The 12971-nt window shown below is 74.5% G+C and carries 11 protein-coding genes; 5 read left to right on the forward strand and 6 right to left on the reverse strand.

The window, feature by feature from the left end; genetic code table 11:
- Together K6I33_RS08515 and K6I33_RS08520 are read left to right on the forward strand one after the other, a co-directional pair.
- A complete protein-coding gene (locus tag K6I33_RS08515; RefSeq protein WP_229349449.1) occupies positions 1-1167 on the forward strand; it encodes a hypothetical protein in 1167 nt (388 codons plus the stop codon).
- Positions 1164-1904 carry a DUF6182 family protein gene (locus K6I33_RS08520; protein WP_229349451.1) on the forward strand — a complete coding sequence of 247 codons (741 nt, stop codon included), beginning with the start codon at positions 1164-1166 and terminating at the stop codon, positions 1902-1904. Before K6I33_RS08515 ends, K6I33_RS08520 begins: the two co-directional genes overlap by 4 nt.
- 16 nt (positions 1905-1920) lie before the next feature.
- On the opposite strand, the gene K6I33_RS08525 is transcribed toward K6I33_RS08520, so the two are convergent.
- Genes K6I33_RS08525 through K6I33_RS08535 form a run of 3 tightly spaced genes read right to left on the reverse strand, consistent with a single transcriptional unit; the run spans position 1921 to position 4538 of the window.
- Positions 1921-2676, reverse strand: a complete 756-nt coding sequence (locus K6I33_RS08525; protein WP_229349453.1) for a PE-PPE domain-containing protein — start codon at positions 2674-2676, stop codon at positions 1921-1923.
- A 51-nt stretch (positions 2677-2727) separates the two neighbouring features.
- The gene (locus K6I33_RS08530) at positions 2728-3459 is read right to left on the reverse strand and encodes a hypothetical protein (protein WP_229349455.1); all 732 of its coding nucleotides are present in this window, start codon (positions 3457-3459) and stop codon (positions 2728-2730) included.
- A complete protein-coding gene (locus K6I33_RS08535; RefSeq protein WP_229349457.1) occupies positions 3456-4538 on the reverse strand; it encodes a BTAD domain-containing putative transcriptional regulator in 1083 nt (360 codons plus the stop codon). The genes K6I33_RS08530 and K6I33_RS08535 overlap by 4 nt, the downstream gene beginning before the upstream one ends.
- Positions 4539-4728: 190 nt before the next feature.
- Between K6I33_RS08535 and K6I33_RS08540 the strand changes: the two genes are divergently transcribed.
- The gene (locus tag K6I33_RS08540; protein WP_229349459.1) at positions 4729-7581 is read left to right on the forward strand and encodes a helix-turn-helix domain-containing protein; all 2853 of its coding nucleotides are present in this window, start codon (positions 4729-4731) and stop codon (positions 7579-7581) included.
- A gap of 21 nt (positions 7582-7602) precedes the next feature.
- Here the strand turns inward: K6I33_RS08540 and K6I33_RS08545 are convergent, their stop codons facing one another.
- From K6I33_RS08545 to K6I33_RS08555, 3 genes are read right to left on the reverse strand one after another with little or no spacing between them, the layout of a single operon-like run.
- Positions 7603-8835: a beta-ketoacyl synthase gene (locus K6I33_RS08545; protein WP_229349461.1), complete on the reverse strand. Its 1233-nt coding sequence runs from the start codon at positions 8833-8835 to the stop codon at positions 7603-7605.
- Positions 8832-9101 carry an acyl carrier protein gene (locus K6I33_RS08550; protein ID WP_229349463.1) on the reverse strand — a complete coding sequence of 90 codons (270 nt, stop codon included), beginning with the start codon at positions 9099-9101 and terminating at the stop codon, positions 8832-8834. Before K6I33_RS08550 ends, K6I33_RS08545 begins: the two co-directional genes overlap by 4 nt.
- Positions 9102-9124: 23 nt before the next feature.
- On the reverse strand, positions 9125-9931 hold the full coding sequence (locus K6I33_RS08555) for a class I SAM-dependent methyltransferase (protein ID WP_229349465.1): 807 nt from the start codon (positions 9929-9931) through the stop codon (positions 9125-9127).
- Positions 9932-10154: 223 nt separating this feature from the next.
- Between K6I33_RS08555 and K6I33_RS08560 the strand changes: the two genes are divergently transcribed.
- Positions 10155-11543: a hypothetical protein gene (locus tag K6I33_RS08560; protein ID WP_229349467.1), complete on the forward strand. Its 1389-nt coding sequence runs from the start codon at positions 10155-10157 to the stop codon at positions 11541-11543.
- Between the two features lie 39 nt (positions 11544-11582).
- Positions 11583-12953, forward strand: coding sequence for a condensation domain-containing protein (locus K6I33_RS08565; protein WP_229349471.1), 1371 nt, complete (start codon positions 11583-11585; stop codon positions 12951-12953).
- The last annotated feature ends 18 nt before the right edge of the window (positions 12954-12971 follow it).

Genomic DNA, 12971 nt, shown 5'->3' on the forward strand with positions numbered 1-12971 from the left:
ATGCGCGCCCGTGCCATGAGCCGGGCGCCGGAGGCCGGGGCGCCCGCCGGCCGGCCCCGGGTCCTCCTGGCACCCGTCACCATCACCCCGTCCAAGCCGCTCACCCCCAGCCACCTCAAGGGGCTGCTGTGGACGGACGTGATGTTCCGGGCCACCCGGCAGCTCGCCGACGTCACCTACCGCTGCAGTCACAGCACCTACCACCTCTGCGAACAGACCCTGGCCTTCTGGGAGTTCCTCGACCGGACCCAGGGCGACAGGAGCTACGACGAGGCCACCGAGGAGGACATCGGCCGGCTCTACGTCGCCTTCCGCGCCGAGCAGGGCCGGGTGCCGGCCGAGGACCTGCGGCACTACGCGGACGCCGTGGAGGACGGATGGGTGCACCCCGCGGGCGAACGCGTCCTGCGGCTGTGGACCGGACAGTACGCGGAGCTCGGCCTGCACGACCCGGGACTGCTGCGCCACCAGCCACCCCGGTACGACCTCGACACCGCCCTCGACCGGCTCGACGCCCTGGGCATGTGCCTGGACCAGCGCGCGCTCGGCGGTCCCGTCCACCTCGACCTCACCCGCTTCGGCCTGCCGCTGCGGCAGCTGGTGACCGCCGACGGACGCCCCAACTACCTCGCCTGCGCCCTGCGGGAACTCATGCCGCTGGCACCGGACTTCGACGAGGTGGTGCTGCTCCACGACACCGAACTCGACTCCGACTACCAGCAGCTGGCGCGCGTCCTGACCGCCCTGGGGACCGGCGTCCGCCGTGTGCCCATCGGGCGGGTCCCCATCGACGGCCGGATCCGCTCGGCCCGCCACGGCGGCTGGCACGACACCCACGCCCGGGCGCTCCTGGACCGCGCCCGCGCCGACCACGGCGATGCCGCCGTCCGGCTGGGCATGCGGCTGTACTTCATCGCCGTGCTCGGCCCGGGACAGCAGCAGTCCTTCCGCGCCGACCTGCTCCGGCAGTGCCTGCGCCGGGCCGAGCGGATGATCGACTCCGCGGGCCCGGACCTGGACGGGACCGCGGACGGGACCGTCGCCGAACTGCTGGCGCGCCACCGCGGTGACCACCTCCACGTCAATCCCTACCGGCTGACGTCGAGCCTGCTGGGCACCCGGCGCCCGGCACCCGTCCCCGGCCTGCTCTCGGGGGTGTTCCTGTGAACCAGGTCCAGCACCACCTGCGCGAGGCCGCGGCGGCCCGGCTCGCCGCCGTACGCCCCGACCTCGCGGCCCGGCACGACCTGGCCACCCTCGACGGGCTGCTGGCCGCGCGGGCCGACGTCGCGGCGGCCGGCGGCGAGGAGACGGTCCTGGTCGCCGCGGTCGTCCACCGCTTCGACCTGGACCGCTGGATCCGCTCGACCTGCGGCTTCGCCCTGGGACTCGACCCCGAGCGGGCCGAGGCCTGGCGACGGTCGTTCACCCGCACCGTCTTCCTGGCGGGCAACCCGCTCCATCTGCGGGACCGGTTCTCCTTCGCCTCCGTCGCCGACGACGCGTCCGCGGCCTGGACGCCGCCGGGCCCCGCGGCCGCGACGACGGGCCTGCGCAGGCTCCTCCGGCTGTTCACCGGTTCCGCCCCTCTGTCCGGACATTCCGGGATCACCGTCGAGATCCCCACGGCACCGGGCCGGGCACACCGACCGCCCGTGCACCGGGTGCTGTATCTGGCCGCCGCCGCTGACCGCACCGTCGCCGGCGCACTGGTGCACCTCAACCACACGCTGGCCGAGGGCGTGCTCGACGGACTGATCGCCCCCGGCGACCGGCTCACCGTGCGCCTCCTGCCCAGACTGGCGGGGGTGCTCGGGGAACTGGAACAGGTCCGCGTCGTCACCGACGCCCGTTCCCCGGACCGCCTGATGGCCGCTGCGGGGCTGAGCAAGGCCTGCGGCTGACGGCGGTGGGGGACGGTCAGGGTTCGTACCAGACGACCCCCTCGCCGCCCTCCTGGGCGATGGTCTTCGTCATGATGTTGCCGTCGCGCTGGTACTTCGGGTGCTGGGCCAGGAAGCCGCCGATGGACGTCAGCGCCGTCGCGTCGCACACCCCGTCGGTGCGGATGCAGAAGCGCTGCACCGGGATGCCGTCGAACTTCTCCGGGCCGGGGCCGGGGGAGGTGAACCCGAAGGCGCTCCAGCCCTTGGGCAGCTTGGCCCAGATGCCGGTGCCCGGCTGCATCGGGTCGGAGTAGAGCTTGCCGCTCACCAGCGAGCGGGGTATCCCGGTCCCACCGCTCGCTATCTTCTGGAGCACCTGGTCGGCCGCCTGCGCGCCCTGCGAGTAGCCGACGATCGTGAGCCGGGCGCCGGGGTCACGGCGGTGGGTCTCCTCGGCGGCGGCCAGCAGATTGCGGTAGCCCTCGCGCACGCTGGTGTCGAAGCTCGGCGCGGCCGGGTCGGGGAACTGGTTGCGGCCGTTGAGCCAGGGGCCGGCGCTCGCCGGGTAGCACACCGGCACCGGAATGCCCCCGTCGAGGTGCTTGTCGGCGAACGCGTAGCTGCCGGTGCAGCCGGGCGCGGGCGCCGCCGCGCCGGTGCCGCCCAGCTCCAGGTAGTAGTGGCGCGCCGGATCCGCGTGGGCGGCGGCGGGCACGGCGGCCGTCATGGCCGTCATGACCGCCGCCGCCCCGGCGACGATCGCCTTCCTCCATGTGCGGGCCAGGGTCATCGCTCTGTTTCTCCTTGTGTCGACGTACAACCACCTTGGTGTGCCTGGATGTTAGGTGCTGCCGTTGACATCGGGATGAAACCGCTCGCCGGACCGCCCCGGCCCGAGGTGTTCGACGAGCGCGCGGAGGACGAGGAGGCCGGGGATCCCGGATCCCGTGGCGCCCAGCTCGTGCCAGGTCCCGTCGATGTCGAGCCCGACGGCTCCCGGCCCGGTCCGCAGCCGCCGGACGCGCGGCCACCGCGCGCGCACCTCCCCCCACCCGATCTCCTCCCCGGTGAGCCAGACCTCGCCGAAGGCCAGGCGCTCGCCTCTGGCGAGCGCGGCCAGCGCCCTCGGCAGCCGGGCGCCGACGACGCCCCGCTCGATCCCGGACCACCATTCCGGCGCCTCGCCCTGTTCCGGGCCGCCGCGCAGTACGACCCGTTCCCCGTCGACGTCGGTGAGCGCGTGGGCCGTACCGCCCGGACGCGTGGCTTCCGTCCGGTAGACGGAGGTCGTGTCGTAGCGGACGACGTGGATCCGGCCCTTGACGGCGACCGTCAACCCGTTCTCGTACAGGTCCAGTCGCGCGGCGTCGCGCGTGTGCGCCGCCCCGGCCGACCCGACGTGCCGGACGAGGGCCAGCAGGGCCTTCGCACGCGCCGTGCCCGCCGTACTCGTCGTGTACGCGGCGGCCGCGTAGGTGGCGAGCCGCCTGCCGAGCCGCTCGCGGCCGGCCGCCGCCGAGATCCTCGCCAGCAGCAGCTCCTCACCGCGCGTACGCCGCGTGGGGTCGCTCACCGCGTGGTTCCGGTGAGACCGAGGCGGATGCCGCCCTTCATGTCGCCCCCGCGCAGAATCGTCCGGTGTGCCTGCCGCAGCAACTGGCCCGGAGAGACCCCCAGATCGTCGGCCAGACGGCGGCGGGTACGGTCGTACACGGTCAGCGCGTCGGCCTGCCGGCCGCTGAGGTACAGCGCGCGCATCAGCATCGCGGCGACGGGTTCGTTCAGGGGCTGCGCCACCGTCAGGGCGGCCAGCTCGGCGATCGCCTCGGAGTGCTGGCCCAGCCGCAGCTGCCAGTCGAGCTTCCGCTGCACGATGACGATCCTGCGTTCGGTGAGCCGCAGCCGCTCCAGCTCGGCGAACGGCCCCGGCTGGCCGGCCAGCGGCTCGCCGCGGAACAGGTCCAGCGCCTGGGAGCAGGCGCGGACCGCCCCGGCCAGATCGCCCGCCCGCTCGGCCGCGCCGGCCGCGGTGACCAGCTCCTCCACCCGCGCCACGTCCACGGTGACCGCGCCGGGGAGCAGCCGGTAGCCGCTCCGGTCGCGCTCGATCACCGAGTCCGGGCCGCCTCCCGCGCGCAGGACCTTGCGCAGCCGGTAGATGTACACCGGCACCACGTTGGTGTTCGGCGGCTCCTCGCCCCACACCCCGTCGGTCAATTCCTGTCGGCTGACCGACCGGCCCAGGCACAGGGCCAGCGCCGCCAGTACGGCCTGCTGGCGCAGGTGCCCCAGGTCCACGGGCTGTCCGTCGCGCCAGGCCCGCAGGGGGCCGAGCACCGATATCCGTAACCGCGGTCCGGGGACATGGCGGGCGGCGGCCGGTGGCAGCGGGCCCGTCACCTGCCTGCGGGGGCCGCGGCCGGGGGCGACGAGGCCGCAGTCGAAGGCGTGGACGATGGCGGCGGCCCGGTCGCGCAGCCCGAGCGCGGCGAGGATCCGCGTGAGGTGCCCGGCCACGGCCTCCTCGGGGATGGCGAGGGCGGTGGCGATCTCGTCGTCCCGCAGGCCGCAGCCGACCGCGTAGAGAACGTCGCGCTCCTGGCGTCCCAGGGTGGTGACGGCCTGCCGGCCGGCGGTCGTGGTGATCGGCATCGTGGCTCCCCGTGTACCGGGCCGCTTCTTCGCGGCGGATCACCGTCGACGGTGGCCTCTGGGCGGGAGAACGGACAGGCCAATGGACCGGCCGTATGCGGCCGGTGGCCACGCTAGAGTCCGTCAGCTGGGGAAACACATGTCCGAGAGGTACGAGAGTCCGAGGGGTTCGAGGGGGAGGCCGTGATCTGTGGCCAGTGAGTTCAGCACGCTGTTACGGCGGCTGCGGCGCGACGCGGGAATGACTCAGGAGGCCTTGGCGGAACGCGCCGGGGTGGGCGTACGCACCATCCGCGGCCTGGAGACCGGCGAGCGTGCCGACCCCCGGGTGACCACGGTGCGCCGACTGGCCGACGCGCTCGGGCTGGCGCCGGCGGAGAGCGAGGAGCTACTTGCCGCCGCGGTCAGCCGGTCCGGGCCGGAGGCCCGGTCGGACGGGCGGTCCGACGACCGGCTCGACGACCGGGCCGATGGCCGGCCCGGCCACGCCGAACCGGCCACCGGGCGGCCGGATCCGGCCGAGCGGGGTGCGGGGGAGCCGGCTCCTGCCGGGCCTTTCGCCGGAGGGTGGGCGTCCGGCGAACCGGCTGCCGGGCCGTCGGCTTCCGCCGGATCTGCCACTGGAGGGTCGGCTTCCGCCGGGCCCGTCACCGGGCCACCGGCTACCGGCGATCCGGCCGGGAGACAGCCGGCTCCTGCCGAACCGGCCACAGGACAGCCCGCTTCCGCCGAACCGGCCATCGGGCAGTCCATTTCGGCCGAATGGATCACCTGGAGGTCGGCCCCCGCCGAGCCCGGCGCCGGAGAGGCGGCTTCCACCGAACCCGTCCCCGGGCGGCCGGCTGTCACGCGACCCGCCCCCGGGCAGCCGGCTCCGGGCGAGCCGGCCGGTGGATCGGCCGCCTGGCAGCCGGTCTTCGACGGCCCCGCCGTCGGACTGCCGGCTCCCGCCGAAAGGGCTCCCGGGCACCCTCCCTCCGCCCTGCACGGCACCCTCGCCGACGTCGCCGAGCAGCTCGCGCACGCCGTGGCCGCGCGGTGGCAGCGGGAGGAGGAGCAGCGGCAGGTGCACGATCCGTATCCGCTGCCGGTGCGCTGGCGGGCGGTGGCCGAGGAGCTGACCGATCACTGGGCGAACATCCGGCGGCTGCCCGCCGGCGGGACGCGGAAAACGCACGGGCCGCTGGATCTCGGCGGGCGGCTGGACGAGGTCGTCGACGTGTACCGGCGGATACCCTCCGGGCGGCTGGTCGTGCTGGGCCGGCCCGGCTCCGGGAAGTCGATCCTCACCACGCGGTTCGTCCTCGACCACATCACGTCGAGGCCCCCCGCCGACCCCGTACCGGTGATCTTCAGCATCGGTGCGTGGGACCCCACCGCCATCACGTTCCGGGACTGGCTGACCGCGCAGCTGATCCGCGACCACCCCGGTCTCGCCGGCCCGGTGCCCGGCGGGCCGAGCCTGGCCGCCGCGCTGGTCGAGGCCGGCCGGGTGCTCCCCGTGCTCGACGGCTTCGACGAGATCGCCGGGGGACTCCACCGCCCCGCGCTGGAGGCGCTCAACGCCACCACACTTCCGCTGCTGCTGACGAGCCGTCCGGCCGAGTACGCCACGGCCGTGGCGGAGACCGACGTGCTGACGTCCGCCGCCGCGGTGGAGCTGACGGACCTCACCCTGGACGACCTGGCCGACTATCTGCCGCGCACCGCGCGCAAGGCCCGTGGCGGGCACGCCGCGACGACCGCGTGGGACCCCGTACTGGCCGCGCTGCGCGAGCAACCGCGCGGCCGGGGCGCCGAGGACCTCGCCGCGGTGCTGACCACCCCGCTGATGGTCACGCTCGCCCGCGCCGTCTACAGCGACACCCCGGGCCGCGACCCGGCCGCGCTCCTCGACACCCGCCGCTTCGGCGGCCCCGGCGAACTGGAGGACCACCTTCTCGACAACTTCACCGCCACCGCCTACCGCCTCCGGCCGGAGCACCACCCGGATGGCGGTACGCGCCGCGGCGTCGACCCGGAACGCGCCCAGTACTGGCTCGGCTACCTCGCCCACCACCTGACCCGGCTCGACACCCCCGACCTGGAGTGGTGGCGGCTGGGCTCGGGGCTGCGCCGCCCGGCGCGCACCCTGGTGACCGCGCTGCTGACCTGCCTGGTCGTCGGGGTCGTCGACTGCGTCGTCGGCACCCTCTTCGACCCCCTCCGCTTCCAGATCGCGGAAGGGCTGACGACGGGGTTCCTCGCCGGGCTCATCTGCACGGTCTCCTACTGGCTCCTGGTCGCGGGCAGGAACACGGCGGTGCCGCCGTCCGGCGTGCGCATGAAGGTGTTCGGCAGAGCCGCGACGCCCGGCCGGAGACCCGGCGCCCGCGTCGTGCTGGGGCTGCTGTGCGGGCTCCTCTTCGGCCTCGGCTACGGCCTTGAGCACGGAGTGCTCAAAGGGCTCATCTGGGGCACCGGCCCCCTGGACATGCTGACCTTCGGCCTCTACGACGCGGTGTTCTTCGGGTTCGTGTTCACGCTCGGCGGCGCCACCCTGGGTCTCCTGGCCTTCCTCGAGACCCCGCTCGACATCAGGTCCGCCGTCAACCCGGTCGGCCTGCTGCGGACGAACCGCCGGACGGTCACCGCCCAGATCCTCGTCTGGGTGCCCGTCTTCGGGCTCCTGGCCGGCAGCGGGTCCGCTCTCGCGGTCCCGCTCATGACGCCGCTCCTGGGGCCGCTCGTGTGGTCTCCCGGGGCCTCGGTCAAGCTCGGCCTCATCAGCGGGCTCTGCGGTGCCCTCGGCTACGCCCTCACCCTGACCGCCTGGGGCCAGTGGGTCGTGTTCTCCCGGATCTGGCTGCCGCTGACGGGCCGGCTGCCCTGGGACGTCGTCGCCTTCCTGGAGGACGCCTACCGGCGGGGCGTGCTCCGTCAGGCAGGCGCGGTCTACCAGTTCCGCCACGCCCGCCTCCAGGACCACCTCGCCCGCACCTACCGGGCGCGTGTCGCCCGCCGGCGGTCCGGCGGGCCGGGCGGTGCCGCGCCCGCTCGTTGACGGCCCCGGTGTCCGGCGCCGTCACGCGGCGCCGAACACCACCGCCGAGTTGTGGCCGCCGAAGCCGAAGTTCTGCTTGACGGCGACACCGATCGGGGCGGGGCGGCCCACGAGCGGGGTGTAGTCCAGGTCGCAGCCGGGATCGGGGTTGTCCAGGTTCGCGGTGGGCGGCACGTACTTCTCCCGGATCGCGCGCAGCACGCCGACGCTTTCCAGGATCCCGCAGGCGCCGCACGCGTGGCCGATGACCGACTTGGGCGCGGTGATCGCCACGTGCCGCGCGTGCGCGCCGAACGCCCGCTTGATCGCCGCGGTCTCGGCCCGGTCGCCCTGCGGCGTCGAGGTGCCGTGCGCGCTGACCAGGTCCACGGCGGCGGTGTCGAGACCGGCGTCGGCGCAGGCCAGCTCGATCGTCCTGGCCGCCACCGCGCCGTCCGCCCGCGGGGCCAACGGGTGGTGGGCGTCACAGGTGGACGCGGCGCCGAGCACCTCGCCGTGCACGGTCGCGCCACGGCGCAGCGCGGAGCGCTCCGACTCCAGGACGAGCACGGCGGCGCCCTCGGCCGGGACCATGCCGTCGCGGTCGCGGTCGAACGGCCGTGACGCGACCGCCGCCTGGGCCGCGGGCCGCTGGGAGAGCGCGTCCAGCAGGCGGAACGACGCCAGGGCCGGGGTGTCCAGCCAGCTCTCCACCCCGCCGACGAGGACCACGTCGGCGCTGCCGTCGCGCACCGCGCGCAGGCCCGCCCCGATGGCGTCCGTCGAGGCCGCGCAGGCGGTCGAGAGGGTGAGCACCGGGCCCGTGACGCCCAGTTCCTGGGCGACGAGCCCGGCGGCCTGGTTGGGCAGCAGCCGGAGCAGCCCCAGCCGGTCCATCCGCGGCCACCCGCCGTGGTTCAGCGTGGTCACGAGCCGCGCGGTCTCGTCGAGCCCGCCGCCACCGGTGCCGACGTACAGGGCGCCCGGCGGTGTGCCCAGCCTCGCGTCCTCCCGTGCCTTCATCGCCGCGGCGAACAGCAGCTGCTGGAAGCGCGAGGTGCGGCGGACCTGCTGGGCGGACATGTGCTCGCGGGGGTCGAACCCCCGGATCACGCCACCGACCTGGCAGGGCGACGGCTGTTCGAGCTCCAGCGCCGAGGTCGCGGGCCGCCCCGCGGCCAGGGCGTCCCACAGCTCGTCCGGTGTGCCGCCCGCGCACGACTCGACGCCGACGCCGGTCACCAGCACGCGGTGGCGCGCCGTCCGGTGTGTCACAGCGCCCCCGCCATCGCGTCGGCGACGTCCCCGGCCGTATGGAGGTCGGCGATCCGGATGCCGGTGTCCGCCAGTTCGACCCCGAATTCCCGCTCCAGGACGGTGATCAGCTCCAGCGCCTCCATGGAGTCGAGGCCGAGCACCGGCTGTTCGGGATCGGCCGCGTAGAACAGCGCGGAATCGCGGGTGATGGCCGTTCCGGGTTCGCCCAGATCGGGCCGGATGCCGGTGATGGCCCGGGTTACCACGTTCCATACCTCGGTCATGACGAATTCCTTTCGGGGTTGTTTCACGGCCGGGTGGCGGAGAAGTAGACGCAGCGCCGTGTGATGGTGAACGGGGTGCGCTCGTGCAGTTCTCGCAGTGTTTCGGTGAGCAGTTCCGCGGCGATGTGCCGCGCTACCCCGGGTAACGCGGCGGCGGCGAACATCGGGGTCGAGCACAGCGCGGTGAGAAAGCGCGGGCCGAGGATGAACGCCCGCTCGTCGGTGACGACTCCGGTGAATCCGGCCGCCGCCAGGGCGGCCTGGTAGTCCTCGGCGGTCCTGCGCAGCCCGGCGGGCCGGCCGGCGACCGACCGGGCCAGCGGGAGCCCGCGCTTCCGGGCGGTGTCGCGGGCCGTGCCGACCAGCTCGGCGTACCGCGGCAGGTCGGCCGGGGACTCCGCGCCCGAGTAGAACGCCGAGTTGAACACCAGACGCCCGCCGCCGGCCAGGACCCGCCCGATCGCGTCGAGCGCCTCGGCGAGGTCCGGGACGAGATGGACGCAGTTGGCCAGCACGACGACGTCGAAGACGTCCGGCGGGAACAGCCGGGAGACGGAGGACGCGTCCCCCTCGGCGAACCGGGCCCGGTCGCCCAGCCGGGCCCGCGCCGCGTCGAGCAGGGCCGGGTCGGGGTCGACGCCGACCAGGGACATGGCCGGGTCGCGCAGCAGCAATTCCTCGCTGACGGCCCCGTCCCCGCACCCCACGTCGAGGACGGCCGGCGCGGAGCCGGCCGGGACCAGGTCCAGCAGCGCGCGGTTCAGCCCGGCGTATTCCGGGTCGCGGCGCAGCGCGGCGTAGTCGGATCCGGTATCTGCCCGTGCATTCATGAAATTGACCCTCCATCGGCGCGGCCGGGAAATGGCGCGGTGCGGATCGAATGACGGGGGCAGACGCTAGCAGCGCATTCGGTGAGCAACAAGGGAGATGTTCTCCATGACGGCGGCACATGCTTCGTGATCAGCGAAAAGACCGCCCTTTCATTTTTGTTTCATCACTGCGGGATAGCTTCCGCGAGCCGTACCGAAAGGTTATCGAGGGGGAATTGGGACGTTGGAATTCACAGAATTGGGCGACAGCACGGTTCCCGCCGGCCGGCTGGTGTTCTGGACACCGGCCGCCCCGGTCTCCGCCTGGGCCGACGACCCCCGGGAACCCGCGCTCGTCCACGAACACCATGTGCGTACGGCGGCCACCCGGGGGCCGGGGCACCGGGACCCGGCCTGGATCGGGGTGTCGTTCGGCGTGGGCCGGGCCGGCCGGCAGCGGGTCGGCGCCGCGTTCACGGCCTGGCTGCGCGGACACGAACACCTGCGCAGCAGGCTGGTGCCGACCCCCGGGCGCTGTACGCGCCGTACGCTCCCCGCGAGCGCCGTCACGCTGCGGCGCGAGGACGTCGGCGTCTTCGCCGACGGCGCCTCGGTCCGGCGGCAGATCGAGGCCTTCTTCGACCGGAGCGCCAATCCGCTGGGCTGGCCGCAGGTGGTCCTCGCGACGGTCGAGGGCGCGGACGGGACGACGGTGTTCGCCGGGGCGGACCACGGTGTCATGGACGGCTACACCCTCGCCATGATCCCGGGACAGATCCGCGACGCCCTGGCCGGCCGCGCCGGGCATGTGCCCGGGCCGACCTTCCTGGACTTCGGGGCCGAGGAACGGAACCTGGTCGGACGGCTGCCGGCGAGGCCCGAGCACACGGGCCCCTGGCGGGCCCTGCTCGATGACTCCCGAGGCCGGACGCCCGCCTTCCCCCTGCCGCTCGGGGCGTCCGGGGCGTCCGGGGCGTCCGGGGCGTCCGGGGCGCCGAACGCGCAGCGCAGCGCCTACCGCTGGCTGCTCGACGGACCGGCGGCCACCACGTTCGCCGCCGCGTCCCGCGCGGGCGGTGGCACGACCGCCGCAGGGCTGCTCGCCTGCCTCGCGCTCGCCGCGGCGCGGGTCTCGGGCGAGCGGCACCTGTCCGTGATCAGTCTCGCCAACGCCCGGCCCGACAGGTGGCGGGCGGCGCCCGGCTGGTTCGTCGGCCTCCACCCGGTGCGGATCCCGGCGGCTCCCAGGGCGGACTTCGCCGGCACGGTCGCCCTCGCCGCCGCCGAACTGCGCCGCCGCGGACCGGGACCGGGCAGCTCGCTGCCCCACCTCAGCCGGATGCTGCGCAAGGAGATCCACCCCCGGTTCGTCGTCTCCTACCTCGACGTACGCCGCGTGCCGGGCACCCCGCCCCGGCCCCAGGACACGATGCTGCGCAGCCGGATCCACAGCCCGGCCGAGGTGTACCTGTGGCTGACCAGGAGCGACCGCGGCGTCCACCTGTCGGCGCGCTTCCCCGACACGGCCGTGGCACGCGCGAACGTCGGACGTTTCGTCCAGGCCGCCGCGTACGCCGCCACCCGCGCCGCCGACGCCCACCGCGCCGCCGAAGCCGTGCCCACGCCCGCCTAGCCGCCGTATCCCCACGACGAAGGAGACCCCACCGTGCGCATGACCCAGATCCTCGACTGGCGCCCCGAGCCGGGTGAAGTGGTCGAGTTCGAGACGGCCACCGACCTGCCACCCGAACCGCACGACGTTCCCGCGTCGCACTTCCAGCGGGCGCACCTGCGCCTGGCGGCCGCCAACCGTGCCGCCGGACGACGCCAGTCGCCCTGGGTGGCCATGACGTTCGACCTGGAGGGCCGGGCCGATCTCGACGCGCTCACCCGGGCGTGGCAAGGGCTCGTACGCCGGCACGAGGCGTTCCACACCTGGTACGAGCCGGAGACCGAGGACCTGACCGGGTTCCGGATACCCCCCGAGTCCCTCACGGTGCGTCCGGTGCGCGTGGGCGACTTCACCGGCACGGCCGACCTCCGCGCCCACGTCCACCGGCGGATCGACGAGCGGACCTCGATGGGCCGGCTGGGGCTGCTGGCGGGAGTGATCCGCCGGGACACCGTGTCCACGGTGTACTTCGCGATCGACCACGCCTACACCGACGGCCACTCCCTGACGCTGGTCTTCCACGAGCTCCGTGCCCGCTACCACGCCGCCCGCACCGGCACCCCGGTCGACCTGCCGCCGGCACCCGGCTACCTGGACCACAACCGCCGCGAGTGGCGTCGCTCCGCGTCGCTGACGAAAACCGCGCCGGAGCTCGCCGCGTGGTCGGAGTTCCTGGCCGTGGAGGACGGCGGCTTCCCCGCCTTCCCCGTCGACCTGGGCAACGACACCGGCGCGCTGCTGCCCGCCACCCGGCTCGAGTACCCGGTGTTCACCGGTGACGAGGCACGCGCGTTCCGCGCCTACTGCGCCCGGCACGGCGGCGGGCTCGGCGCGGGCTTCTTCGCCGCGCTTGCCCTCGCGCAGTGGGAGTTCACCGGGAACGACGTCCACCGTGTCCTCACCGCCGTGTCGACCAGGGCCTACCCCCGGCTGCTCCGCGTGCACGGCTGGCTCGTCAACCTCGTGCCGCTGCTCTTCCGGCTGCCCGCCTCGCCCACCCTCGCCAGCGCCATCCCCGCCGCGCAGCAGGGCTTCCAGCGGGCCCGCGAAGGGTACGACGTACCGCTGCACCGGGCGCTCGAACTGCTTGTCGAAGAGGGTGGCGTCCCGAGCATCCCGCCCATGGCGTCCTACGTGGACGGACGGTCCACGCCCGGCGCCCGTGACTACCTCGGCGCGGACGCCACGGTCCTGACCGGCCCGGACAACGCCGGTGGGGTGTCGATGTGGCTGAACTGGTTCCCCGACCGCGCCGACCTCGTCGTCAGCATGCCGGACACCCCGCAGGCCGCCGCGGGCGTGCCGAAGTACCTGGACCGGGTCAGGGAGATCATGCTCACCGCGGCGGCCGGCGCGCACGGCGCCCGCTGACGGCGCGCCCTTCACCCC

This window comes from Streptomyces sp. UNOB3_S3, from assembly GCF_020740895.1.
Taxonomy (GTDB): domain Bacteria; phylum Actinomycetota; class Actinomycetes; order Streptomycetales; family Streptomycetaceae; genus Streptomyces.

What these genes read in the sequence shown, in the direction of transcription:
- K6I33_RS08515 (WP_229349449.1), top strand. Translation starts at nt 1, where the DNA reads ATGCGCGCCCGTGCCATGAGCCGGGCGCCGGAGGCCGGGGCGCCCGCC.
- K6I33_RS08525 (WP_229349453.1), bottom strand. Translation starts at nt 2,676, where the DNA reads ATGACCCTGGCCCGCACATGGAGGAAGGCGATCGTCGCCGGGGCGGCG.
- K6I33_RS08535 (WP_229349457.1), bottom strand. Translation starts at nt 4,538, where the DNA reads ATGCCGATCACCACGACCGCCGGCCGGCAGGCCGTCACCACCCTGGGA.
- K6I33_RS08550 (WP_229349463.1), bottom strand. Translation starts at nt 9,101, where the DNA reads ATGACCGAGGTATGGAACGTGGTAACCCGGGCCATCACCGGCATCCGG.
- K6I33_RS08555 (WP_229349465.1), bottom strand. Translation starts at nt 9,931, where the DNA reads ATGAATGCACGGGCAGATACCGGATCCGACTACGCCGCGCTGCGCCGC.
- K6I33_RS08565 (WP_229349471.1), top strand. Translation starts at nt 11,583, where the DNA reads ATGACCCAGATCCTCGACTGGCGCCCCGAGCCGGGTGAAGTGGTCGAG.